Below are 24321 nucleotides of genomic sequence, written 5' to 3'. Positions count from 1 at the left end.
TTTTAGCGATAATGATGGCTTAATGTTCTGGGTGTCCAGCGCAATACGAAAGGAAAATCGCTAACAAGGCGGATGAGTTTTTTTGTTTCCCTCCTAAGATGCCGGCCGACGGGCCATAGCCCCGAAGAAGGACATCAGGAGGAAGCGCGATGGGCCATATGAGCCAATCGTCCGGCGCCGCGGCCGAGGGCGGCGATCTCGCCCGCCGGCTGAAGAGCCGCCACATCCATATGATCGCGATCGGCGGCGCCATCGGCGTCGGGCTGTTCCTCGGCTCCGGCAAGGCGATCGCCAAGGCCGGGCCGGGGTTGCTGCTGAGCTACGCCATCGGCGGCATCGCCATCTTCTTCATCATGCGGGCGCTGGGCGAGCTGCTGCTGCACAAGCCGGTCGCCGGGTCCTTCGCCACCTATGCCGAGGAGTTCGTTGGCCCCTTCGCCGGCTTCGCCACCGGCTGGTCCTACTGGTTCATGTGGGTGGTGATCGGCATGGCCGAGATCACCGCCGTCGGCGTCTATGTCCATTACTGGCTGCCGGAGGTGCCGCAATGGGTGCCGGCGCTGGCGACGCTGGCGGTGCTGACGCTCGTCAACATCGTCGCGGTGCGGCTGTTCGGCGAGCTGGAGTTCTGGTTCGCGCTGATCAAGGTCGTGACCATCGTCGCGCTGATCCTCGGCGGCCTCGCCGTGATCGTGTTCGGCGTCGGCGACCTGGGGCAGGGGGCCGGCGTCTCCAACCTGTGGTCGCATGGGGGCTTCCTGCCCTTCGGCGTGCTCGGCGCCGTGCTGGCGCTGCAGATGGTGATGTTCGCCTATCAGGGCGTGGAGCTGATCGGCGTCACCGCCGGCGAGGCCGAGAACCCGGCCCAGGTGCTGCCGCGCGCCACCAACGGCATCATCTGGCGCATCCTGATCTTCTATCTGGGCGCGCTGGCGGTGATCATGTCGCTGCTGCCCTGGACCCAGCTGGACCCGAACGCCAGCCCCTTCGTCTTCGTGTTCGACAAGCTGGGGCTGAGCGCCGCGGCCGACGTGATCAACCTCGTGGTCATCACCGCCGCCGCCTCCTCCTGCAACAGCGGGCTGTTCAGCAACGGCCGGATGCTGTTCACCCTGGCCCGGTCCGGCCAGGCGCCGCGCGCCTTCGCCCGGGTCAGCCGCAACCACGTGCCGGTGGCGGGCATCGCCGCCTCGGCCGCGGTGATGCTGATCGGCGTCGGCCTGAACTACGTCGTGCCGGAGGAGGCCTTCGTCTGGGTCACCAGCGTCTCGCTGGTCGGCAGCCTGTGGACCTGGGGCATCATCATGATCGCCCATCTCGGCTACCGCCGCGCCGTGGCCCGGGGCCAGGCCGCGCCGGTCGCGTTCCGCATGCCGGGCGCGCCGGTCGCCAACTGGCTGGTGGTGGCGTTCCTGGTGCTGGTCGCGGTGTTCCTCGGCTTCGACCCGTCGACCCGGGTGGCGCTCTATGTCGCGCCGGTGTGGTTCGCGCTGCTGATCGCCGGTTACGTGCTGACCGGCGGCCGGCGCCGACCGGCGCTCGGCCTGTCCTGACCGTCGCACCCCTTTGCGCCGGCCGTCCGACCGGCGCATAAGGGGCGGCGGCAAGAGCGGAGGACAGCGATGCGTGCGGACGGACCGATCGGGCTGATGGCGGCGATCCCGCAGGAGCTGGCGGCGCATGACGATCTGGTGGTGCGCACCGAGCGCGAGATCGCCGGCTGCCGCTTCCGCCTCGGCCGTCTCGGCACCCGCGACCTGGTGGCAGTCGAGGCCGGCATCGGCAAGAGCCACGCCGCCATGGTCGCGACGCTGCTGCTGCAGGAGTTTAAGTGCAGTTCGCTCCTGTTCTCCGGCGTCGCCGGCGGCCTCGACCCGGACCTCGCCATCGGCGACGTGGTGGTGGCCGACCGGCTGGTGATGCACGACTACGGCGCCCGGGTCGGCGGCCGGCTGAAACCCTACCAGCCCGGCGTGCCGCCGCTGCCCGGCTTCCCGGAAGAGGCTGGCTACAGCCTGGACCGGGGCCTCAGAGAGAAGATCAAGGATGCTCTCGAAGGCCTTGATATCGGCGGATTCGGCGCCGCCGCGACCGGCGGCGAGCCGCACCGGTCGCGGCTGATCTTCGGCACCATCCTGACCGGGGACATCTTCCTCAACGACGCGCAGGAGCGCGAGCGCCTGCAGCGCGAATTCGGCGGCGTCGCGGTGGAGATGGAGGGCGCGGCGGTGGCCGCGGTGGCCGAGCGCTTCGGCGTGCCGGTGGTGGTAGTCCGGGCGCTCAGCGACCTCGCCGGGACCGAAAGCCACATGGATTTCCGCGCCTTCCTCGACGCCGCCGCCCGCATCGCCGCCCGCGTCGTCGGGCGGATCTCGACGGTGCTGTAGCCGGACGGATTCCATATCTCCGCCGGGATCTCCCCATGGCTTGGCGGCGCGGCCCGTCCGGGCAGTGGCAGATCATCCGCAACCTGAACTTCTGACGGAGTCGGCCTGTTTTCTTCCGGAACCGAAGGAGACGGGGCATGCGTCCGATCCTGCAGGTGCTCAGCCTCTGCCTGGTCGCGCTGGCGATGACACCGGCCCTGGCACACGCGCTGGAACGACCCGGCAAGATGCGCCTCGACAAGGAGGCGTATCTGGCCGTGCAGCCGATCTACTATCCCGGCTTCACCTGGGCCGGCGGCCTCGGCGAGGCCGCCGGCATCGTGGTCGTGCTGGTTCTGCTGCTGCTGACGCCGGCCGGCGGCACCGAGTTCTGGTGGGTGGCGGCGGCCTTCGCCGCCCTGGTCGCGATGCACGCCGCATACTGGCTGCTGACCCATCCGGTGAACGGGTTCTGGCTCCGGAACCGGGACCTGAATCGGATGGGCAAGGGATTCTTCGCCTTCGACCCGCTGCACCGCGGCACGTCCGGGGCGTCGATCAAGGAGAACTGGACGGTCTATCGCGACCGCTGGGAGCGCTCGCATGTCCTCCGCGCCATCCTGGCGGCGATCGGCTTCCTGGCGCTGGCGATCAGCGTGGCGCTCTGAAGGAGGCAGCGCGCGGCTTTGTTCGGCGCGGTCTCGACAGGGCCGCTGCAGATGACATCATGGTCCCGGCCGTCAGCCTGAAACGGTTCGGTGCGGAGGAGGCCATGGACGCAGCGATCATCGAGGAATACGCCCAGAAGCTCCGGGCCGCCGGCGCGAGGGCGACGCTGGTGCTGTTCACCCGCAGCGGGCACGAGCATCCCGCCCATGAGGTCCGGACGGCGCGCGATCTCGTCTACCTGACGCATGACGGCGCCGAGACCGTGATCCTGCGGTCGGAGATCGTCGCGATCCGCTTCCGCGACGCCGGGGCGGGGTCGTCCCGGGTGGGGTTCTGACCGGCAGGGGGGGCATGGCGTCCGGCCCGTCTTGAATCCCAGGCGCCGGATCCTCTTCTATCGAGGTCCCGGAATCGCGAGATCATCCATGGACTACGAACCCCGGCTGCGCAACCACGGCCTGCCGCACGACCCGTTCAAGGCGCTTGTGGTGCCGCGGCCGATCGGCTGGATCAGCACGGTCAGCCCGGAGGGCGTGGTCAACCTGGCGCCCTACAGCTTCTTCAACGCCGTGGCCGACCGGCCGCCGATGGTGATGTTCGCGCCGAGCGGGCCGAAGGATTCGCAGCGCAACGCCGAGGCGACCGGAGAGTTCGTCGCCAGCCTCGCCACCTGGGATCTGCGCGAGCAGATGAACATGACCTCCGCCTCGGTCGGGCCGGAGGTCAGCGAGCCCGAGCTGGCCGGGCTGGAGATGGCGCCGTCGCGCCTGGTCAGGCCGCCGCGGGTGGCGGCCGCTGCCGCCGCGCTGGAATGCCGCTGGGTCAAGTCGGTGCCTCTGACCACCGCGGCGGGCGAGACGGTGCCGGGCGCCATCGTGATCGGCGAGGTGGTGTCGATCCATATCGACGAGTCGGTGATCGTGGACGGCCGCATCGACCTGTCGTCCCGGCGCGCGATCTCGCGGCTCGGCTACATGGACTACGGCGTGCTCGACACCGTGTTCAGCATGCAGCGCCCGCGCTGACCGCTTCCGACCGGTCCCGCCGGTCTCATCCATGCTATCCTTTCCGCAAGCTGCCGGGGAACCCGTCGCGCTGTCGTACCGTTCCGTTTGCCGGGACGCCTGCCGGGACGCCTGCCGGGACGCGGCGGGGTCGAGTGGGAAAGGGAGACAGCATGGCTTTGCGCACCGGGTTCTGGTGGTGTTCGGTTTCAGTCGCGGCCGGCCTCGTGGTGCTGCCGGCCGCCGCCGCGGCCCAGGAAGTCCCGGCCGAGCCGAAGCGATCGGCGGTCATTACCTCCACGCCGCAGGCGCCACGGCCGTTGAGCGAGGACCCGGGAGCCTTCATCAGCTTCAGCCTCGAGAACGACGTCTTCGCCAACACCGACCGCGGCTACACCAACGGCTTCCGCTTCGCCTTCACCAGCTCGGAGACCTGGACGCCCGACTGGCTCGCCACCGCGGCGCGCGCCTTTCCGCTGTTCCCCGACGCCGCGCCGATCCGGTCGACCCTGTCCTTCGGCCAGAGCCTGTACACGCCCAAGGACATCTCGCGGCGCGACCCGGACCCGAACGACCGGCCCTACGCCGCCTGGCTCTACGGCAGCGCCGCGGTGCTGGCGGATTCGGGCGACCGGCTGGACCGGCTGGAGCTGCAGATCGGCGTCGTCGGCCCCTATGCGATCGGCGAGCAGGTGCAGAACACAGTGCACAGCATCATCGGCTCGCAGAAGGCGCGCGGCTGGAAGCACCAGCTGAACAACGAGCCGGGCGTGATCCTGAGCTACGAGCGCACCTGGCGCAGCCTCTATGCCGCGGCACCGCTCGGCATCGGCTTCGACCTGTCGCCCTATGTCGGCGCCAGCCTCGGTAACGTGCTGACCCAGGCCTCGGTCGGCGCCACGGCGCGGCTCGGCTTCGACCTGCCGGCCGATTACGGGCCGCCGCGGATCCGGCCCAGCGTGCCGGGGTCGGACTTCTTCATCCCGACCAGCGGCTTCAGCTGGTACCTCTTCGCCAGCGTCGAGGGCCGGGCCGTGGCCCGCAACATCTTCCTCGACGGCAACACCTTCGAGGACAGCCCGCACGTCACCAAGAACCCGCTGGTCGGCGACCTTCAACTCGGCATCGCGATCCAGATCGACGACATCCGGATCGCCTACACCCATGTGTACCGGACGCAGGAGTTCGAGGAGCAGAAGAACCGCTTCAGCCAGTACGGGGCGTTCACGCTGTCCTGGAGGTTTTAGGACAGGGCGGCCAGTGCTTTGGCGATCCGTGCCCCCACTCGGGCGTTGTTCTCGACCAGCGCGATGTTGGCGGTCAGGCTGCGGCCCTCGGTGAGGGCGACGATCCGGGCCAGCAGATAGGGCGTCACCGCCTTCCCGGCGATGCCGTCGCGGTCAGCGTCGGCCAGGGCGCTGGCGATGGCGGCGTCGATCTCCGCCTCCGGCAGGGCATGCGCCTCCGGGATCGGGTTGGCGATCACCGCCCCGGCCGGGAAGCCCAGCGCCGCCTGGGCGGCCAGCACGGCCGCGACCTCTTCCGGCGTGTCGCGGCGCAGCGCCAGGGCCAGTCCGCTCGACCGGCAGAAGAAGGCGGGCAGGGTGTCGGTGCAGTAGCCGATCACCGGCACGCCGCGGGTTTCCAGGTATTCCAGCGTCTTCGGCAGGTCGAGGATCGACTTGGCGCCGGCGCAGACCACGGCCACCGGCGTGCGCGCCAGCTCCTCCAGGTCGGCGGAGATGTCGAGGCTGGTCTCGGCGCCGCGATGGACGCCGCCGATGCCGCCGGTGGCGAACACCCGGATGCCGGCCAGGTGGGCGGCGATCATGGTCGCCGCCACGGTGGTGGCGCCCAGCCCGCCCGAGGCCAGGATCGCGCCCATGTCGCGGCGCGACAGCTTCGCCACGTCCTTCGCCGTGGCCAGGCGCTGCAGCAGCGAGTCGTCGAGGCCGACATGGATGCGCCCGTCGGCCACCGCGATGGTGGCCGGCACTGCGCCTTCCTCGCGGATGATCGCCTCGACCCGCCGTGCCATCTCCAGATTCTGCGGGTACGGCATGCCGTGCGAGATGATGGTGCTCTCCAGCGCCACCACCGGCCGCCCGGCGGCCAGGGCGGCGGAGACCTCGGGGGCGATCGACAGCAGGCGGTTCATCGGAATCCTCACGCGACAGTCAGGGCGCGCCGGCGCAGCGCGTCGGCGGTCAGGGTTTCGGGCACGGCGGTCGGCGCCTCCAGCGCCAGGGCCGCGGCGGCGCGGCCCAGCCGGGCGGCCTCGGCCAGGGGCAGGCCGGTGACCAGGCCGTAGAGGGTGCCGGCCACGGCAGCGTCGCCGGCGCCGGTGACGTCGACCACCTCGGCCGGGCAGGCGGCGACCGTGGCCTCGCCCGCCGCATCGGCGATCAGCGCGCCGGTGCTGCCGCGGTTCAGCACGACGCGGCCGACGCCTTCGGCGCGCAGCCGGCGCAGCGCAGCCCAGGCCGTGGCCTCGTCGGTCACCGGCTGGCCGGTGATCGCCTCGGCCTCGTCGCGGTTGAGGCACAGCAGGTCGATGCGGCCCAGCAGGCCGCGCAGCTTCTCGGCTTTTGGCGAGGACACGGCGTCGACCGCCACCAGCGCCGGCCGGCCCGGGTGGGACAGCACGGCCGCCAGCCCTTCGGCCGGCAGGTTGGCGTCGACAAACCACGCGGAGGCCGGCCGCGCCGCCGCCAGGGCGGGGGCGAGGGCCTCAGGCCCCATCTCGTCATAGATGCCCATGTCGGCGATCGCGACCGCCATCTCGCCGCCCGGCTCCAGCACCGCGGTGTAGCTGGCGGTGCCGCTGGTCTCCGACCGGCCGACCAGGGACAGGTCGAGCCCCAGCCGTGCCATCTCCGCCAGGATCCGCTCGGCCGAAGGATCGCGGCCCATGCGGCTGACCAGCCCGACCGGCAGGCCCAGCCGGGCCAGGGTCTCGGCGACATTGCGGGCGACGCCGCCCAGGCTGGTGCGGATCGTCACCGGGTTCGAGGTGCCGAGGCGCACGGCGCGATGGGCGCGGGCCTGGCGGTCGATATGGGCGGCGCCGAAGCACCAGACGGGCAGGGACATGCGGTCTCTCTCGCGAACGGCCGCACCCTGCTTCGACTGCTGCTGAAAGGCAAGATCCGGGCTTGCGAAGCACCGCCGCAGCCGGCAGCATCCCGGGCCATGCGACGCATCGCCTGCCTGATCGTTCTACTGTTCGGCTTCGCCATCCCCGCCCTGGCGGCGGATCAGGCGGTGCCGTCCGGCACCTATCGCGGGCAGGTGACCTCGGGCGGCGTCCTGGCGCCGTCGGTGCTGACCTTCCTGCCGGAGCGGCGCGGCGGCTGCTATCACGTGATCGACTCCACCGCCGGCCCCTATGACGGCCAGCTCAGCGACGGCGAGGCCCTGGGGGACGGCCTCTATCGCTTCACCTGGAGCGACAAGTTCGGCATCGGCACCGTGACCTTCGCCTTCAAGGATGGAGGGGCCGGGTTCAGCGGCAAATGGTACTTCGCCGACCGGCTCGCCGGCGTCTGGATGGCCAAGCGGGCCGAGGGCGAGGATCTCCCGTGCAAGCAGATCCCGGTGGCGTCGCTGGGTTGACGGGAACGGCAATCAGATCGTCACAGCGCTCCGTATGTCGGTCTGGGCAAAGTCGTCGCCTTTGTAAAGCAGCGGCACCCCCCTGATCTTGGCGAGCGCATAGCTGAAGACATCGCCGAAGTTGAGCTGGGCCGGATGGCCGCTGCCCCGCCCGAAGGCGACGAAGGCGGAATAGGCGGCATCCATTTCCGACATGTCGGGAGCGACGAATTCGAACGGAGGCTGGCGCAGCAGATCGTCCAGGAAGGTGACGGCCCTCGGTCCGCGGCGACCGAAAACCACCATGCGGGACTCGACCACGGATACCGTGCTGATCAAGGCCCGATCGGCCTGCCGGATCACCTCGACGAAGGCTTGGCGTTCCGGCTCGCCAAAGGCGATCGCGACGATCGCCGAGGTATCGACCACGATCACTTCGGGAGACCCTGCGCATCCCAGCCCAGCGGATCGAAAGCATCGGGGCGATCGGGGATGCGATCCAGCTGCGACAGCAGCGACGCAAAGCGATCGGCATCAGCGGTGATCCCGATATCTTGGGCGAGGCGGTCGACCGCCCGTTCGACCAGGGCCGTTTTGCTCAGTCCGGTTGCTCGGGCCAGCCGCTCCACCTTTTCCACCACCTTGGGATTCGCGATCTGGAGTGCCATGGAGATGACCTGGATGTTTATATAAACATTGTCAATATACATCTTCGGATTGCCAGTGTTCAACAGCTTTGGACCGGGATTCGAACCGGAGGTCTGGCCGCGTCCCGGTCGACGTCCTATCGTCGCTGTCATGCCGACCCTGCGCCCCGACCAGTGGATTCGAGTGCAGCCCGAGGGCCTGCTGGTGGTGCCCGGCGGATTCCATGTCGACCCGGTGCGGCCGGTCGAGCGGGCGCTGGTCACGCATGGCCATTCCGACCACGCCCGGCCGAACAACCGCGCCGTGCTGGCGACGGCGGAGACGCTGGCGATCATGCGCGCCCGCTACGGCGAAGAGGCCGGCCGCAGCCTTCAGCCGGCGGCGCTGGGCGAGACCATTCGGATCGGCGAGGTCGACGTCACCTTCGTGCCGGCGGGCCATGTGCTGGGCTCGGCCCAGATCGTGCTGGATCATGCCGGCAGCCGGGTGGTGCTGTCCGGCGACTACAAGCGCCGGCCGGACCAGACCTGCCTGCCGTTCCAGCCGGTGGCCTGCGACGTGTTCGTTACCGAGGCGACCTTCGGCCTGCCGGTGTTCCGCCACCCGCCGGACGAGGAGGAGATCGGCAAGCTGCTGCACTCCGTCGCCCTGTTCCCCGAGCGCTCGCATCTCGTCGGCGTCTACGCCCTCGGCAAGTGCCAGCGGGTGATCCGGCTGCTGCGCCAGGCCGGATGGGAGCGGCCGATCTACATCCACGGCGCGCTGCAGGCGCTGTGCGATCTATACGAATCGCTGGGCGTGCCGCTGGGGCCGCTGCTGCCGGCCACCGAGGCGTCGAAGGCCGAACTGGCCGGACAGATCGTGTTGGCGCCGACCTCGGCCAGCGCCGACCGCTGGTCTCGGCGCCTGCCGGATCCGGTGGTGGCCGCCGCCTCGGGCTGGATGCGGGTGCGCCAGCGCGCCCGGCAGGGCGGGGTCGAACTGCCGCTGATCATCTCCGACCATGCCGACTGGGACGAGCTCTGCGCCACGATCGAGGAGGTCGAGGCCGGTGAGGTCTGGGTGACGCATGGCCGGGAGGAGGCGCTGATCCACCAGGTCCGCAAGTCGGGCCGCGCCGCGCGGGCCCTGGCGCTGATCGGCTTCGAGGAGGACGACGCGGCATGAAGGCGTTCGCCGCGCTGATCGAGGGGCTGGTCTACATGCCGTCGCGCAACGGCAAGATCCGGCTGCTCACGGATTATTTCGAGCACACGCCGGACCCGGACCGCGGCTGGGCGCTGGCGGCGCTGACCGGCGCCCTGAGCTTCGCTGCCGCCAAGGCCTCGACCATCCGCAACCTCGCGGTCGAGCGCGTCGACGAGGCGCTGTTCGGCTGGTCCTACGACTTCGTCGGCGACCTGGCGGAGACGGTGGCGCTGATCTGGCCCCGGAAGCCGGGCGCGAACCGCGAGCCGAGCATCACCGAGGTGGTAGAGGAGCTGCGGGCCACCTCGCGCGCCGCGGCGCCGCTGCTGATCGCGCGCTGGCTCGATTCGCTTGAGGCGTCGGAGCGCTTCGCGCTGCTGAAGCTGATCACCGGGGCGTTGCGGATCGGCGTCTCCGCCCGCTTGGCCAAGGTGGCGCTGGCGGAGTGGGGCGGCCAGCCGGTCGACGAGATCGAGGAGCTGTGGCACGCGCTGGAGCCGCCCTATGAGGAGCTGTTCGTCTGGCTGTCGGGGCAGGGGCCGAAGCCCGAGATCGGCGACCGAGCCACCTTCCGGCCGCTGATGCTGGCGCATCCGCTGGAGGCGGAGGACATCGCCGGGCTGGACCCCGCCGCCTATCGGGCCGAGTGGAAATGGGACGGCATCCGGGTGCAGGTGGTCGGCCGCGGCGACCGGCCGCCGCGGATCTATTCGCGCAGCGGCGACGACGTCACCGGCGCCTTCCCGGACCTGGCCGACACCATCCGCTTCCACGCCGTGCTGGACGGCGAGCTGCTGGTGGCGCGGGACGGGGTCGTCGCCCCGTTCAACGACCTGCAGCAGCGGCTGAACCGCAAGGTGATCACCGCCCGCATGATGGAGGAATATCCGGCCTGGGTGCGACTCTACGACATCCTGTTCGAGGGCGAGGAGGATCTGCGGCCGCTGCCCTTCGATGCCCGGCGCATCCGGCTCGACTCCTGGGTCGCACGGGAACGGCCGCCGCGCATGGACCTGTCGCCGATGATCCCGTTCGAGAGCTGGGACGAGCTGGCCGCCCTTCGTGACAATGCCCGGGCCCAGGCAATCGAGGGGCTGATGCTGAAGCGCGGCGACAGCGACTATGTCGCCGGCCGGCCGAAAGGGCCGTGGTTCAAGTGGAAGCGCGGCGCCCTGACCCTCGACACCGTGCTGATGTACGCCCAGCGCGGCCACGGCAAACGGTCGTCCTTCTATTCCGACTACACCTTCGGAACCTGGCGGACGGAGGAGGAGGGCGAGCGGCTGGTACCGGTGGGCAAGGCCTATTTCGGCTTTACCGACGAGGAGCTGGCGCAGCTGGACCGCTGGGTGCGCAACCACACGGTCAAGCGCTTCGGCCCGGTGCGCGAGGTCGAGCCGCGGCTGGTGCTGGAGGTGGCCTTCGACAGCGTCCACCGCTCCACCCGCCACAAATCCGGAGTCGCGATGCGGTTCCCGCGAATCCACCGCATCCGCTGGGACAAGCCGGCGGCGGAAGCCGATCGACTGGAGACATTGGAGCGAATGATCGTCGAGTAATACTTCGATTTCACATCACATTCACTTGACAATGAATTTTATGCGCATTGCCCACGTATTAAGCGTTGACAGTCATGGCCTGTTGCGCGAGGGTCGACGGCAAGAGTGGCCCCTCACGAAGGCCGCCGAGCACTTGATGCCAGCAGACGAGTCGTGCCCCGCAGAGGGCGAGGAACCGTGCGCTTTCTTCCGGAGGGGCGCGGCAAGGACACGGAAGGATGAGATGTTGGCAACGCGCATCAGACCACCTGTCCCGACCTCGGATCAACCGGCCGGGCGATGGTGGAACTGACGGTTCGTCCGTCCCGTTCCCCCTTCGCTTTCGTCATTGCCCGGCGCGCCTCGCGCCGTCTCCCCAGAGGTCCATCATGGTTCGTTCCGAAGCGTTCACGATCGAAGTCGCGGGCGAGGCGATCGGTATCGTCGTCGCCCAGAAGCGCGGCTTCCGCTTCTACGCTTCCGATTCCCGTTTCCAGCACCTCGAAGGACAGGATTTCCGCACCGTGGCGGATGCCGAGCGTGCTGCCCGCGACCTCGGGCGCGCGGCGCCGCTGCCGCGGGCCGTGGGCATCGCCAGCTGAAGGCCGATGGCGCAGGAGCCGTTGTCGCGGCCGTGATGCGCCTGGGATCTGGCGCCATGACACAGACGCATTGGGCGGCCTGAGGCACGACGGCCAGAATGGGGGCATGATCCCTGGGGCGAGCGACCCGACGTATGCCGTCCGGGGCGCTGTGCCTGCACACTGCGGGTGCTTGGCTGAGATGACGAACAACGCGGCAGAGCGATACGGCCTTGCGCCCAGCCGGAGGAAGTGCAGGCTCGCCGATGCGGTCTCGCGCATGGCCGGCTGCCCCGTCCGTCGGATTGGCCCGTCGCTGCCATGGCATCGGCAATCGCATCGAGTTGCCGATGCCCTCTGAGCGATTCAAGCGATGGCTGGAGGCCGTCTGCCAGATCCCGTTTCAGGCCGAACTAGACCAGCCGGGGCAGGCCCATCCGACCCAACCGGGAGCCGCGGGCTCCGCCGATCCGCAGCATGCGCAGCCTGCAGGCCTGGACCTCGCAGGCCGTATCGGAAGTAGATTCGCCCAGGCCCGTAATCGGGCTCAAGCTTTGGAGGCTGCACACCAAGCGATAACCTTCATCACGACAAATTCAAATTCTATCAATATTCCTCTCCGAGAGGGCCGATTGACTCCAGAGTTGATCAGATTCCGTAATGCTGCCGACTATGCGATTCAAAATGCTTCGGACTATGGAGCGCTTCGCCAATTGGACAGGCGGGTTGACTTCTCACTGGAGTTTCTGCAGCGGATCCTGCAGGACCAGGAGCTGACGGACGCCGCTTTCACCAGCACCTCCGCCATGCCGATGGATCCAAGCGTGGATAGCCCGTTCCGGAATACGCTGCTTCATATCCAGGCCCGGTGGGCGGCCGATGTATCCGGACTGTCTCCGAATCCTCATTTCCAGGAGCATCTACTCCCGTCCAACTCCCGCTTTAAGATTCTGAAAGGCCACATCGACCGCCGTGACGACGCCGATACAGATTACTCTCAGCCTTTCAAAGCAGAGCTATGGCTCGAGCAGATTGAACCGACGCAAGCCAGTATCGTTGGCGATCCCTGGAAGCGCAGGCAGCGATAGCGGCGCCACGAGCATGCATCTGCATTGCCACGGACAAGGCCCTCTCGGGCACGACCGCCTGAATTGCTTGTGATGGGGCTGAAAGCCTCGGGTTGCTGGTGCTGCCGCTGAGGATTGAACTCAGGACCTCTCCCTTACCAAGGGAGTGCTCTACCACTGAGCTACGGCAGCCCGCCCGTCCAAGGCGGCGCGGAACCTGCCATAGCGTCGGGGGTGGTGCAAGCGCTTTTCCGAGATCGATTTCGATATTCTCCGGGCCGGCGTTCATCAGCCGCTCTGCTCCGGTTGCGTAACGGCGTCGCATCGGCCATACCAAAGCCGAAATGACCGATCAGCGTCGTCCCCCGACCGCCAAGCCCGCATCCGCGTCGCGCCAGGAGCGCGAGGCGGCGGCGCTGCGCGCCAACCTGGCGCGGCGCAAGGCGCAGAGCCGGGGGCGGACGGCGGTCGAGGGCGAGGCGAGCGCGCAGGACCAGGAGTCCGGCCGCGATGATGAGGCGAGGGGTTAGGCCGTGACGATCATGTCCGATATCTGGATCCGCGAGCGGGCGCTCCAGGACAAGATGATCGACCCCTTCGTCGAGCGGCAGAAGCGCGAGGGTACGATCTCCTACGGCCTGTCGAGCTACGGCTACGACGCCCGCGTCTCGGACGAGTTCCTGGTCTTCACCAATGTCGACAGCGCCCTGGTCGACCCGAAAAACTTCGACCCGAAGAGCTTCGTCGAGCGCAAGGGGCCGGTCTGTATCATCCCGCCGAACAGCTTCGCCCTGGCGCGGACGGTCGAGTATTTCCGCATCCCGCGCGACGTGCTGGTGATCTGCCTGGGCAAGTCGACCTATGCCCGCTGCGGCATCATCGTCAACGTCACGCCGCTGGAGCCGGAGTGGGAGGGCCATGTGACGCTGGAGTTCTCCAACACCACGCCGCTGCCGGCCAAGATCTACGCCAACGAAGGCGCCTGCCAGTTCCTGTTCCTCAAGGGCGACCAGCCCTGCGAGGTCTCCTATGCCGACCGGGCCGGCAAGTATATGGGCCAGCGCGGCGTCACCCTGCCGAAGCTGTAACGTCACCTCATTCCAGGGCCCGGGGGAGCCAAGATGGACAAGATTCGGATCCGGGGCGGGCGGCCCCTGCAGGGCCGGCTTCCGATCAGCGGGGCGAAGAACGCGGCGCTGCCGCTGATGGCGGCGGCGCTGCTGTCGGACGAGACGCTGACGCTGACCAACCTGCCGCATCTGGTCGACATCTCGACCCTGGCGACCCTCCTGGCCCAGCACGGCGTCGAGATCGCGCTGAACGGCGCCGATTCCGACGGGGCGCAGGGCCGGGTGATCGAGCTGACGGCCCGCCGCATCCGCAGCACCACCGCCCCCTACGACTTGGTGCGGAAGATGCGCGCCAGCGTGCTGGTGCTCGGCCCCCTGGTGGCGCGCGAGGGCCACGCCAAGGTGTCGCTGCCCGGCGGCTGCGCCATCGGCACCCGGCCGGTCGACCTGCACATCATGGGGCTGGAGCAGCTGGGCGCCGAGATCGAGGTGGCCGAGGGCTATATCAACGCCCGCGCCCCGAACGGGCTGCAGGGCACCCGGATCGTGTTCCCGAAGGTCTCGGTCGGCGCCACCGAGAACCTGATGATGGCGGCTTCGCTGGCCCGCGGCGAGACCGTGCTGGTCAACGCCGCCCGCGAGCCGGAGATCGTCGACCTCGCCGCCTGCCTCACCGCCATGGGCGCCGAGATCGAAGGCGCGGGGACCGACACCATCCGCATCCAGGGCCAGGAACGGCTGCACCGGGCGACGCACCGCATCGTCGCCGACCGGATCGAGACCGGCACCTATGTCATGGCCGCGGCCGCGACCGGCGGCGAGGTCGAGCTGGTCGGCACCAGCCTGCACCTGATCGAGGCGGCGGCCGACGTGCTGCGCGGCGCCGGGGTCGAGTTCGAGCAGACCGCCGACGGCTTCAAGGTCCGCCGCAGCGGCGAGCTGATCGGCGTCGACGTGATGACCGAGCCCTATCCGGGCTTCCCGACCGACCTGCAGGCCCAGATGATGGGGCTGATGACGGTGGCCAGGGGCGCCTCGATGATCACCGAGACGATCTTCGAGAACCGCTTCATGCATGTGCCGGAGCTGGCGCGGATGGGCGCCAACGTCACCATCCACGGCGCCTCGGCCCTGGTGCGCGGCGTGCCGAAGCTGACCGGCGCGCCGGTGATGGCGACCGACCTGCGCGCCAGCGTCTCTCTGGTCATCGCCGGGCTGGTGGCCCAGGGCGAGACGGTGCTGAACCGGGTCTACCACCTCGACCGTGGCTATGAGCGGCTGGAGGAGAAGCTGGCCGCCTGCGGCGCCGACATCACCCGGCTGAAGAGCGACTGAGATGGCGGCCGACACGACCGTCCCCCTGCGCCTGCGGGCCCGCGACGCCGACGACCTCGCGGTCCTGTCCGCGGCGCTGCAGGATGCGATCGTGCCGGTGCACGACATGACCTTCCTGCGGCCCGAGCGCTGCTTCGTCATGGCGCTGAACCGCTTCTGCTGGGAGCAGCCGGCGCAGCTGGTCGAAGGGCAGGAGGTCTGGCAGCGCACCCTGTGCGGCGTGCGCTTCCAGGGCATCGATTCGGTCCGCAGCCGGAACCTCGACCTCCGCGACCGGGCGCGGATGCTGGACCTGCTGGCGATCACGGCGGAGGAGGGCGGCATCCTGCTCACCTTCGCCGACGACGCGGCCCTGCGCCTGTCCGGCGCGGGCATCGACGTGCTGCTCGAGGACCGCGGCGAGCCCTGGCCGACGCCGCAGAAGCCGCAGCACCCGGATTAGTCGTCGGGGCTCATGTAACGGTCCCGACAATTCCCACCGTCATGGCGAGCCCCGAAGGGGCGTGGCCATCCAGGGCCGCTCGCACAGCCCCCTGGATGGCCACGGCGCTATGCGCCTCGCCATGACGAAGACAAAGGGGGCAGCATTTCAGCCAGCCTTCAATCGAGCCCGCCCTGGGCGCGGAAATGGCCACGGATGCGCTGGGTCAGCTCGACGAAGCGCGGGTCGCCCATGACGTCGAGCGAGCGCGGCTTCGGCAGCGGCACGTCGTAGATCGCCGCGATCGACCCCGGCCGCTCCGTCATCACCAGCACCCGGTCGGCCAGGAACACCGCCTCCGGGATCGAATGGGTGATCAGGAGGATGGTCTTGCGCGTCTCGCGCTGGATCCGCTGCAGCTCGACATTCATCCGCTCCCGCGTCATGGCGTCGAGCGCGCCGAAGGGCTCGTCCATCAGCACGATCGACGGGTCGGTCACCAGCGCCCGGCACAGCGACACCCGCTGCTGCATGCCGCCGGACAGCTGCCAGGGCAGCTTGGCCTCGAACCCCTCCAGCCCGACCATGCGCAGCAGCCGGTGCGCCCGGTCCAGATGCGCGGCGCGGGGCAGGCGCTTGACCTCGACCGGCATCATGACGTTGGCCAGCACGCTCCGCCAGGGCAGCAGCAGCGGGCTCTGGAACACGATGCCGGCGTCGCCGTGCGGCCGGTCGACCGCGCGGCCGCCGAGGCGGATCCGGCCGGTGCTGGGCGGCAAGAGGCCGGCGATCATGCGCAGCAGGGTCGACTTGCCGCAGCCGGACGGGCCGACCAGGACCAGGAACTCGCCCTCGTCGATGGTGAAGTCGAGCGGCGCCAGCGACGGCACCTCGCCGTCGCGGCTGCGATAGGTCTTCGACACACCCTCGACGGCGATGACGGCGGACCGCGATGCCTCCGCCGTCTCCACCAGGTGCAGCCTCGCCTTGCCCATGCCCCCGCTCACTTCGGCAGGAAGTCGTTGGTGTAAAAGGCCTTCGGGTCGCTGGCCGCGCCGGCGTCGACGCCGCCGTACTCGATCAGCAGCTTCACCGTCTCGGCCATGTTGGCGTCGGTGACGCGGAACGGCCGCTGGCCCTGCGTCTCCTCGGTCCGGTACAGCGGGATGGTGCGCTCGAAGCCCTCCTGCAGCGTCTCCGGCTTGCCTGCCTTGGGCAGCGCCGCCAGAGTCGCGGCGGTGGCCTCGGCCGGCGCCTTCTCGGCCGCCTCGACCGCCTGCGTCGTCGCCGCCATGAAGCGGCGGATCAGGTCGGGGTTCTCGGTCAGCAGCTCCTTCTGCACGACGATGCCGGAGGACACCATGTTGACCCCGTAATCGGCGAACAGGATCGGGGTGACGTCCTTTCCGGTGGCGTCCTTGATCTTCATGCTCTGGTCCATGGCATAGCCCAGCAGCAGGTCGGCCTGGCCGTTGATCACGGCGTTCAGCTTGGTCTGGGCGTCGCCGGAGACGGTGCGGAAGTCGCTCTCCGACAGGCCGGTCTTCTGCAGGAAGAAGGGCCAGATCTGCGACAGCGAATCGCCGGGCGTGGTGGCCACGGTCTTGCCCTTGATGTCCTCCGGCTTGCGGATGTTCTTGTCGGTGAAGCCCATCACCGACATCGGGCTCTTCTGCAGCAGCACCCCGACCGAGACCAACGGCGCGCCCTTGGCCGCGGCCTTGATCATGGTCGGCACGTCGAAATAGCCGAAGCCGACGGTGCCGGCGGCGACGGCCTGGGCGGTCATGGCCGAGCCGCGGCCCTCCTGGATCTCCAGGTCGATGCCCTGCTCGGCATAGAAGCCCTTGGCCTTGCCGTAGAAGAACGGCGTGTGCTCGCCATAGACGTACCAGTTCAGCATCAGCACGACCTTGTCGGCCGCCTGGGCCGAGCCGGCCGCGAGCAGGACGCCGAGGGCGACCAGCAGGCTGCGGATCATGGTTTTCCTCCCCTGTTGTCTGTTTGCCGCGTCAGGCGGCGACGATCAGCTCGCGGCGCCGGCTGGCGTGCCACGGGATCACCAGCCGCTCGACCAGGTCGACCAGCCAGAACAGCACCACGCCCAGCAGCGCCAGGATCATCAGCGCCGCGAACATGGTCGGCAGCTCGAAATTGCCGATCGATCGCTGCAGCACGAAGCCGATGCCGGAATTGGCGCCGACGAACTCGCCGACCACGGCGCCGACCACGGCCAACGTCACCGAGACCTTGAGGCCGGAGAAGATCGCCGGCATCGCCGCGGGCAGCCCGACCATGCGGAACACCTGCCAGCGGCTGGCGGCCATGGCCCGGGCCAGGTCGAGCGTGTCCGGGTCGAGCGACTTGAAGCCCTGCACCGCCGAGACCACCACGGGAAACACGCCGAGCAGGAAGGCCGAGATCACCTTAGGCTCGAGCCCGAAGCCGAACCAGACGACGAAGAGCGGCGCGACCGCCACCTTCGGGATCGACTGCGAGAACACCAGCAGCGGGTAGAGATAGGCCTCGATCGTGCGCGAGCCGGCGATCAGCATCGCGGTCGGGATGCCGATGGCGGCCGACAGCAGGAAGCCCAACACGGTGGCGATGGTGGTGGGCACCGATTGCGACAGCAGCTCCGGCCCGTCGCGCCACAGCGTGACGATCACGTCCCAGGGCGCCGGCACCTGGTAGGGCGGCAGGCGGAACACCCGGATCGCCAGGTCCCATAGCACGATGATGATCAGCAGCAGGATGACGGGCCTGACCCAGCCGGCCTGCAACAGACCAACAGCGCGGTCGCGGGCGCTTCGCGGTCCCATCGGCGTCTCCCGGTCCCGGGCTTCGGATCGGCCCAGCAGAAATTAACTCGTTGGTTAAAATCCTGCTGTGGAGCGGGGCGGGGGTCAAGAGGGGGAAGCGGGGAAGTCGTATCCCGGGCGTTTCGTTGCGTGACCCCGCGGGTCGGGAATGGCAGGCGGGCGTGGGCGTCCGGCGACGGTTGTGACCGCTTCCGTTGCGCTTCGAGCCGGCGAGCCGGAGCCTCAATCCGCCGGAGCCAGGGTCCTCAGCCCGGTCAGGATCGGCTGCACCATCGCGGCCCCCAGGGCGTTGGCATAGGCCTCGGCCGCGTCGCCCGTCCACAGGCCGCTGCCGGCCAACTCCTGCGACGCCAGGTCCGGGCCTAGCCGCCGCGTGTCGAAGCGGATGGTCCCGACCGCCGCGCCGGCGGCATCGCGCAGCACGGCCGATTGCAGGGAATGGAGGGAGTCGCCGAACACCAGCGGCACCTCCGCGGACAGCGTCGGGATCGGCGCGCCGTCGATCGTGGCGGCGAAGGTCAGCCGGAGGGGCCTGTCTTCCCCCGCCATGTCGAGATGGACGATCTGGTCGAAATAGTGATGGAACCGGGTGTTGGCCCGCCCGCGGCGGTCCCACATGCGGCTGCCCGCCGATGATGCCCGGCCGTCCACGGCGAGGTCGAGCCGGATCGGCGTGTCGGCGGGAATCGGGTTTGCCGGGGTCAGCGCGAGGTCGAAGACCGTCACCGCCAGCACGTCGCCGCCCAGGTTGAGCGACGTCCGCCAGCCGGTGGCGACGATCGAGGCCAGCCATTGGCCGACCGTGGACATCAGCCCGTCGAACAGGGCCGCCACCATCGCCGCCGAATCCGCCGTCGCGGCGTCGAGGCTGCCGTAGAGGCGGCCGATGCGGGCGTCGAGCGGGGCCGACGGGGCCGGGGCGCCGAAGGAGGGGGTGGTGGCGAGGCCTTCCCTCAGCGCCCGGTAGAAGACGCCGACGCCGAAGCCATTGATCACGTCGACGATGCCCGGCGGCCATCTGGACGGGTCCAGCCCGCGGCCGCGGACAGGCCTTCCATGATAGCGACCATCGTGATGGCCGCCGCGCCCGCCTCCTCGATCACCGGGAATTCGGGCGAGACCAGATAGAACGTGTCGCCGTCTCCGGCCCAGAACTCCTGCCTCGCCCCCGAATCCGTGGCCAGGTTCAGGTCGAAGAGGCCTTCATCGCCGGCGTCCTCGACCTCCTCGATCCTGCCGGCCGCAGCCGGCACGGGCAGCCGGTCGGCGCCGGCGGCGCGGGTCCACAGGAGGCTGCCGGCCTCCAGCGTCCCGATGCCGTTCTCGCCGAGGGTGGGGACGTCCCACGCCAGGCGCCGCGGGTCGAGCGCCAGCAGCATCGGGACGGAAACCGCCGGGTCCGGCGGCGCCGCGTTCAGGAACGGGTGGGTCTCCGTGAACACCGGGCCTTCCCCCGCGAACCGGTAGAGCCGGCGGCCCGCCCGCAGGGGCCGCGCGACGAAGGCCACGGTGGCCGTGCCGTCACGGGTCAGGACCTTGTCGCCCGGCTTGACCTGCCACAGCGGAACCGGCGTGCCGTCCTGGCCCAGCACCCGGGTGTTCCCGGTGAAGCAGCAGCCGCTCGGCGAACCGCGGTAGCTCGTGCCGGGCTGGCTGCTGGCGGTGAACTCGTAGCAGTTGCCGTTGGGCAGGGAGGCAGGCATGCCCCCGCCGAAATTCGGCAGATATGTCGTCCGGCCGATCGGGCCAGCGGTTTCGCCGCGGATGTCGTTCACATCGACGTTCGGCTTGTTCCGCAGCTCTTCCGCATAGCTGCGCCAGCCCTCCTGGTTCACCTGCGAGGGAACGGGAAGGCCCGCGGCCTGCAGCTCGCCGATCAGGGTGTCCACCTCGGCGTCCGAGGCGCCCAGGGCGATGTATTTGGCGTACTGGTTGAACATCTCCCAATCGGGGCTCGTCCACATCCCGGCCTGGTACCAGAGCTGCCGGTTCAGGACGTTGCTCAGGAGAGACTCGCGGAACTGCTGCCTGGCGGTGTCCCGGTTCACCTGCTGGAGCAGCGAGACGAGGGGGGCATAGGTCGTCGCCAGGACCTGCGCGTAGACGCGGGACGACCGGGCGCGCAGCGTGCCGTTGAAGGACGACACGTCGGCGTTGATCTTGTCGGTCAGCATCTGGCCGCGGATGCGGCTGCCCATCTCCGCGATGGCCTGGCACAGGACGGCGACCGAGAAGCCGCTCCACCACCCGTCGTCCAGGCCGGTGTTCCCGACCAGGCTCAGCAGCGGGTCCGGCTGCCAGTCCGGAAAGAAGATGCTGCGGAAGGACGGGCCCGAGCCGATGAGCTGCGAGTAATTGCCCGGCAATGCGGAACGCAGCTTGTTGACGTAGAGGTCGTGCAGCCGCCCGCCGGCGCTGTAGTCCGGCATCAGGTTGACCATGGCCTCGATCACCGGGTCGTCCGTCTCCGCGACGGCGATGGCCGGACGTGCGATGTGGAGCAGCATGGCGCTGACCGTCCTGTCTTGCGTTTTTCCCGAAGAAGGCGAGGGGCCGAGCCGGACAGGCCGGCCCGGCCATGGCCGTCAGGCGGCGCGGGCGAAGCCCCGCGCGACCATGGGGCCATCGACGAACTCGGTGATCGGATCGGGCGGCGGCTTCGGCGGATCGATCAGCCCCCAGATGAACTGGACCAGGATGACGATGACGCCCACCACGGCGATGGCGAGGCCCACCGGCCCGGCCCAGCCGACGCTCAGCAGCTCGAGGCCGATGAAGACGACGTCCGCCAGGGCGAAGAAGGTGTTCAGCGCCTCGAAGACGATATCGCGGACGGTCCCCGACTTGATCGCGTCGTACAGCATGAAGGCCGACAGCACCATGCCGGCCACCGCCATGGCCGGGCCGATGCGCCGGGCCATGAACTCCGCCGAGCTCTCGCCGAAGATCGTCACGAAGGCCTTGCCCAGCTTGCCCTCGGGGACGATCTTTCCGCCTTCCTTGAACCAGGTGGCGATGTCGCCCGCGAAGGTCCGGAAGGCGCCGCCCTCGCCGGCCGCGGCGAAGGTCTCGAGGAAGCGGCCCACCCCCAGGGACATCATCTTCTGGACGCCCTTCACCAGGATCGCCAGGGCCAGGATGCCCATGTTGATCTCTTCGATGATCTGCCGGGGCGTGAGCGGCTTCTTGGCGTTGTCGGCGATGGAATAGATCAGGTACCCGGCCGTGGCGCCGTAGAACAGCATGCTCAGGAGGCCGCCGGCCTTGCCCTTGCGGGTCAGCTCGTTCCAGGCCTGGTATTGCGGGCCCTGGAGCTGCTGGCCGATCAGCGCCTGCGCCGCCGGATCCTGGGCCAGCTGCTGCAGGCTCTTCTTCAGCTGGTAGGCGGTCAGGGCCGCGGCGATGCCGTCCACCAGGCTGTTGATCTCGTCCTGCGTGGTGATCAGCGTCCGCAGCAGCTCCTGGTTCTCCTGCGCCGCCTGCTGCTGGATCTCGTCCATGATCGACGGGTCGACCTTGCCGGCAATGGCCTGCTCGATCAGGCTCTTCAGGAAGGGCTTCAGGTCCTCCGACCACTGGGATTTCGAATAGTTCACGCCCAGCAGCGCCGCATAAGCGATGGTCATGAAGCGCTGGCCGTAATCCTTGTCCGGCGCCAGGACCTGCAGCTTCACGTACCACTCGTACATGCGGGTCTTGACGTTGTCGAACATGTGGCTGGCGACCTGGATCTGCCAGGTCAGCAGGTTGGCGGCGTCGGACAGCCAGTTGAAATAATCCTCGGCCCATTTCTCGGGATTATCCTGCAGGTAGGGCTGCATCTGCGCGACGCCGTCGCGATAGCCCTGGATGTAGAGCGCGCTGCTCGCCTCCTGGTAGGCGACCCCGGCCGTGTCGCTCTTGCCCATATCGGTCCAGACGGTCTTCATCGCCTGGCTGTTGATGCGCTTGATCAGGTCCTGGTAGTTGGGGCTGGTCCCGAGATTGTCGTACAGCATCTGCCCGGTTCCGAGGACCGCGTTGTCCTTGAAGAACGGCTTGGATTTGTCGAAGACCTTGGTCACGCCGCCGGGCAGGTCGAAGGCGTGGCCGTAGATCCCGTCGATCCACTTCTGGTCGAGGGCGTTGACCAGGCACTTGTTGAAGTATCCGCCGCAGGTGATCTGGGCGAAGTCCACGGTCTGCTGGTTGCCCTTGGAATCCGTGACGATCTGGATCGAGGAGATGTTGTCCAGGTCCTGGAGCGACAGCGTCGGCCCCGTGGCTTCCGCCGCCATCGCAGCGAGGGCCGTGCGCCGGCTGGCGTGGGCCGCCCGGAACACCGCGGTGTGAGCCTCCAGGATGGCGGGCGCGGTGCCGCCGCGCCAGGCATAGGCGACGCCGTCGTCGTCCGTATAGGTGCCGCCGAAGGAATGATTGCCCGATTGCAGGGTGATGACGAAGGTGTCCTGCCGGAACGGCGGGTTGAACTCGGGCGTCATCTCGAGCCAGGTCTCGCCCTTGGGGCGGTCGACCTTGGTCACGCGGACCCGGTTGCTGACGTCGTCGGTGCCGAGCAGGTAGGTGATCTTCAGCTCGTTGTCGACCCATTCGGATTTGATCGTGAAGTCTTCCCAGGGCCGGAACGGCGCCTCGGGGTCGGCCGCGAGATGGCGCTGCGTGTGGTAGACCTGCTCCAGGGCCGTCCCCCGCACCGCCTGGGGAACGCCGCCGCCGGTCGAGACCGTGCCGATGAAGCCCCTGCCGCATTCCGTCAGGTTGAGGCGGGCCTGGACCGAGGGATCGCCGGCCTTGCCCCGCAGGAGCAGGGCATGGTTCGCGCCGTGATAGTCGATCGAGCGGACATGCCGCTCGTCGAGGGTCACGGCGTCCCGCATCACCGCCAGTCGGCCGTAGGGTTTCCACGAAACCCCGTCATGGATCTCGACATCGTAGATGCGCGAATGAGCAGCCCGGCAATCGGCAAGGCTGTGCTTGATCAGGGTCAGCGCCATCGTGTCACCTGAAGAGTTTGATGGAATTTCTGAAGATCGGTCTGCCGTTGCCCGCCGGATCTTTCTTGTAGACGGCGGGTGCGGTCGACGGATCGAGGAAATGCTCTGAACGGAAGATATTTTCAGTATTCGCGAACGAATATAACGACGAAGCGGCATGAGATTGCGAATGGGGCATGAACAATCATTCGCAAGATCGGAGGATTTATCGGAAATCCGACCGGCCGGCGCCGGCCGTAGGCCACAGCCTCACGGCCTGAGCGCCGCCAGCACCAGGTCGGTCATGTGGGCCAGCCGGTCGGCGCGGGCCTGAGGCTCGAACAGGTCGCGGTCGAAGATGACGCCGAGCGTCCAGCGGTTCGAGACGTAGAAATAGGCCAGGCCTGCGATCGAGATGTAGAGCTGCACCGGGTCGATCCCCGCCCGGAACGCGCCGGCCGCGACGCCGCGGTCCAGCACCTCACCGATCATCTCGACGAAGGGGGAGTGCAGGGGGCGGACATTGGGCGACTTCTTCAGGTGCCGCGCCTGGTACAGGTTCTCCTGGTTCAGCATGATCAGGAATTCCGGGTGCTCCAGGAAGTAGCTCCAGGTGAACTCGACCAGCCGGGCGATGGCCGCGTCCGGCGCCAGGCTCTCCAGGTTCAGCGCGCGCTCGGCGGTGCGGATGCGGGCATAGGTCGCCTCCAGCACCGCCAGGTACAGCGTCTCCTTGTTGCCGACGTGATAGTAGAGCATCCGTTTGTTGGCGCCGGCGGCCGCGGCGATGCGGTCGATCCGGGCGCCGCCGAAGCCGTGCCGGGTGAACTCGGCCAGCGCCGCATCCAGGATGCGCTGGCGCATGCCCTCCGGGTCGCGCTGCCAGCGCGCCCGCGTCCTGCCCTCGCTGCTCTCGATCCGGTCCAAGGCGTCGCCCCTGCTGCCCCGTCCATTTGCCCGCACCCGGCGGGCGGACGAAAGCGAAAACCGAGGCGCCGCCTCCTCGACAGACGCCGCCGGCTGGCGCAATTTGCCGGTGATACGA

General features: G+C 68.8%; 26 protein-coding genes and 1 tRNA gene. 15 read left to right on the top strand and 12 right to left on the bottom strand.

Annotated features, from left to right (window positions below; all coding sequences use genetic code 11):
• Window positions 1-158 precede the first annotated feature (158 nt).
• The 6 genes from LG391_RS02605 to LG391_RS02580 all read left to right on the top strand — a co-directional run bounded on the left by LG391_RS02605 (window position 159) and on the right by LG391_RS02580 (window position 5286).
• Window positions 159-1553, top strand: coding sequence for an amino acid permease (locus LG391_RS02605; protein WP_225765947.1), 1395 nt, complete (start codon window positions 159-161; stop codon window positions 1551-1553).
• Window positions 1554-1622: 69 nt separating this feature from the next.
• Window positions 1623-2387 carry a 5'-methylthioadenosine/adenosylhomocysteine nucleosidase gene (locus LG391_RS02600; RefSeq protein ID WP_225765935.1) on the top strand — a complete coding sequence of 255 codons (765 nt, stop codon included), beginning with the start codon at window positions 1623-1625 and terminating at the stop codon, window positions 2385-2387.
• Between the two features lie 137 nt (window positions 2388-2524).
• Window positions 2525-3034: an anthrone oxygenase family protein gene (locus LG391_RS02595; RefSeq protein WP_225765933.1), complete on the top strand. Its 510-nt coding sequence runs from the start codon at window positions 2525-2527 to the stop codon at window positions 3032-3034.
• 104 nt (window positions 3035-3138) lie between these two features.
• Entirely contained in the window at window positions 3139-3372 is a 234-nt protein-coding gene (locus LG391_RS02590) for a hypothetical protein (protein WP_225765931.1), read from the top strand.
• An 88-nt stretch (window positions 3373-3460) separates the two neighbouring features.
• On the top strand, window positions 3461-4060 hold the full coding sequence (locus tag LG391_RS02585; RefSeq protein ID WP_225765929.1) for a flavin reductase family protein: 600 nt from the start codon (window positions 3461-3463) through the stop codon (window positions 4058-4060).
• Window positions 4061-4212: 152 nt separating this feature from the next.
• Window positions 4213-5286, top strand: a complete 1074-nt coding sequence (locus LG391_RS02580) for a lipid A deacylase LpxR family protein (protein WP_225765927.1) — start codon at window positions 4213-4215, stop codon at window positions 5284-5286.
• On the opposite strand, the gene LG391_RS02575 is transcribed toward LG391_RS02580, so the two are convergent.
• Together LG391_RS02575 and LG391_RS02570 are read right to left on the bottom strand one after the other, a co-directional pair.
• Window positions 5283-6197: a pseudouridine-5'-phosphate glycosidase gene (locus tag LG391_RS02575; RefSeq protein WP_225765925.1), complete on the bottom strand. Its 915-nt coding sequence runs from the start codon at window positions 6195-6197 to the stop codon at window positions 5283-5285. The genes LG391_RS02580 and LG391_RS02575 overlap by 4 nt on opposite strands.
• An 8-nt stretch (window positions 6198-6205) precedes the next feature.
• Complete coding sequence (locus LG391_RS02570; protein WP_225765923.1) at window positions 6206-7132, bottom strand: carbohydrate kinase family protein; 927 nt, start codon at window positions 7130-7132, stop codon at window positions 6206-6208.
• Between the two features lie 99 nt (window positions 7133-7231).
• On the opposite strand from LG391_RS02570, the gene LG391_RS02565 reads away from it, so the two are divergent.
• Window positions 7232-7654 carry a hypothetical protein gene (locus tag LG391_RS02565; protein WP_225765921.1) on the top strand — a complete coding sequence of 141 codons (423 nt, stop codon included), beginning with the start codon at window positions 7232-7234 and terminating at the stop codon, window positions 7652-7654.
• Window positions 7655-7666: 12 nt separating this feature from the next.
• Here the strand turns inward: LG391_RS02565 and LG391_RS02560 are convergent, their stop codons facing one another.
• Window positions 7667-8068: a type II toxin-antitoxin system VapC family toxin gene (locus LG391_RS02560; RefSeq protein ID WP_225765919.1), complete on the bottom strand. Its 402-nt coding sequence runs from the start codon at window positions 8066-8068 to the stop codon at window positions 7667-7669.
• Window positions 8065-8301 carry a type II toxin-antitoxin system VapB family antitoxin gene (locus tag LG391_RS02555; RefSeq protein ID WP_225765916.1) on the bottom strand — a complete coding sequence of 79 codons (237 nt, stop codon included), beginning with the start codon at window positions 8299-8301 and terminating at the stop codon, window positions 8065-8067. The genes LG391_RS02560 and LG391_RS02555 overlap by 4 nt, the downstream gene beginning before the upstream one ends.
• A gap of 130 nt (window positions 8302-8431) precedes the next feature.
• On the opposite strand from LG391_RS02555, the gene LG391_RS02550 reads away from it, so the two are divergent.
• From LG391_RS02550 to LG391_RS02535, 4 genes are all read left to right on the top strand, one after another.
• Window positions 8432-9448 (top strand): ligase-associated DNA damage response exonuclease, encoded by a 1017-nt coding sequence (locus tag LG391_RS02550; protein ID WP_225765904.1) that lies wholly within the window; start codon window positions 8432-8434, stop codon window positions 9446-9448.
• Window positions 9445-11028, top strand: a complete 1584-nt coding sequence (locus LG391_RS02545; protein WP_225765903.1) for a cisplatin damage response ATP-dependent DNA ligase — start codon at window positions 9445-9447, stop codon at window positions 11026-11028. The genes LG391_RS02550 and LG391_RS02545 overlap by 4 nt, the downstream gene beginning before the upstream one ends.
• Window positions 11029-11396: 368 nt before the next feature.
• Window positions 11397-11609: a hypothetical protein gene (locus tag LG391_RS02540; RefSeq protein WP_225765901.1), complete on the top strand. Its 213-nt coding sequence runs from the start codon at window positions 11397-11399 to the stop codon at window positions 11607-11609.
• A 329-nt stretch (window positions 11610-11938) separates the two neighbouring features.
• Entirely contained in the window at window positions 11939-12676 is a 738-nt protein-coding gene (locus LG391_RS02535) for an ADP-ribosyltransferase (RefSeq protein ID WP_225765899.1), read from the top strand.
• A gap of 96 nt (window positions 12677-12772) precedes the next feature.
• On the opposite strand, the gene LG391_RS02530 is transcribed toward LG391_RS02535, so the two are convergent.
• Window positions 12773-12847: transfer RNA gene (locus LG391_RS02530), tRNA-Thr, on the bottom strand.
• A gap of 152 nt (window positions 12848-12999) precedes the next feature.
• On the opposite strand from LG391_RS02530, the gene LG391_RS02525 reads away from it, so the two are divergent.
• The 4 genes from LG391_RS02525 to LG391_RS02510 are packed head-to-tail and all read left to right on the top strand — an operon-like array spanning window position 13000 to window position 15502.
• Window positions 13000-13185: a hypothetical protein gene (locus LG391_RS02525; protein ID WP_225765897.1), complete on the top strand. Its 186-nt coding sequence runs from the start codon at window positions 13000-13002 to the stop codon at window positions 13183-13185.
• Between the two features lie 12 nt (window positions 13186-13197).
• Entirely contained in the window at window positions 13198-13743 is a 546-nt protein-coding gene (gene dcd, locus LG391_RS02520; protein ID WP_374200720.1) for a dCTP deaminase, read from the top strand.
• 33 nt (window positions 13744-13776) lie between these two features.
• Window positions 13777-15060 (top strand): UDP-N-acetylglucosamine 1-carboxyvinyltransferase, encoded by a 1284-nt coding sequence (gene murA, locus LG391_RS02515; protein ID WP_225765892.1) that lies wholly within the window; start codon window positions 13777-13779, stop codon window positions 15058-15060.
• Between the two features lies 1 nt (window position 15061).
• Entirely contained in the window at window positions 15062-15502 is a 441-nt protein-coding gene (locus LG391_RS02510) for a DUF2948 family protein (RefSeq protein WP_225765890.1), read from the top strand.
• A gap of 158 nt (window positions 15503-15660) precedes the next feature.
• On the opposite strand, the gene LG391_RS02505 is transcribed toward LG391_RS02510, so the two are convergent.
• The 7 genes from LG391_RS02505 to LG391_RS02475 all read right to left on the bottom strand — a co-directional run bounded on the left by LG391_RS02505 (window position 15661) and on the right by LG391_RS02475 (window position 24203).
• On the bottom strand, window positions 15661-16476 hold the full coding sequence (locus LG391_RS02505) for an ABC transporter ATP-binding protein (protein WP_225765888.1): 816 nt from the start codon (window positions 16474-16476) through the stop codon (window positions 15661-15663).
• Window positions 16477-16484: 8 nt separating this feature from the next.
• A complete protein-coding gene (locus LG391_RS02500; RefSeq protein WP_225765886.1) occupies window positions 16485-17462 on the bottom strand; it encodes an ABC transporter substrate-binding protein in 978 nt (325 codons plus the stop codon).
• Between the two features lie 31 nt (window positions 17463-17493).
• Window positions 17494-18303, bottom strand: a complete 810-nt coding sequence (locus tag LG391_RS02495; protein WP_225765884.1) for an ABC transporter permease — start codon at window positions 18301-18303, stop codon at window positions 17494-17496.
• Window positions 18304-18525: 222 nt separating this feature from the next.
• A complete protein-coding gene (locus tag LG391_RS02490; protein WP_225765882.1) occupies window positions 18526-19299 on the bottom strand; it encodes a hypothetical protein in 774 nt (257 codons plus the stop codon).
• Window positions 19296-20810 (bottom strand): Hint domain-containing protein, encoded by a 1515-nt coding sequence (locus LG391_RS02485; RefSeq protein ID WP_225765880.1) that lies wholly within the window; start codon window positions 20808-20810, stop codon window positions 19296-19298. The genes LG391_RS02490 and LG391_RS02485 overlap by 4 nt, the downstream gene beginning before the upstream one ends.
• Window positions 20811-20888: 78 nt before the next feature.
• A complete protein-coding gene (locus LG391_RS02480) occupies window positions 20889-23297 on the bottom strand; it encodes a hypothetical protein (RefSeq protein WP_225765861.1) in 2409 nt (802 codons plus the stop codon).
• A 249-nt stretch (window positions 23298-23546) separates the two neighbouring features.
• On the bottom strand, window positions 23547-24203 hold the full coding sequence (locus LG391_RS02475; protein WP_225765859.1) for a TetR family transcriptional regulator: 657 nt from the start codon (window positions 24201-24203) through the stop codon (window positions 23547-23549).
• Window positions 24204-24321: the final 118 nt, after the last annotated feature.

This window comes from Inquilinus sp. Marseille-Q2685, from assembly GCF_916619195.1.
GTDB lineage: Bacteria > Pseudomonadota > Alphaproteobacteria > DSM-16000 > Inquilinaceae > Inquilinus.
Note: the sequence above shows the minus strand (reverse complement) of the source record. Positions and strands in the feature narration are given on the sequence as shown.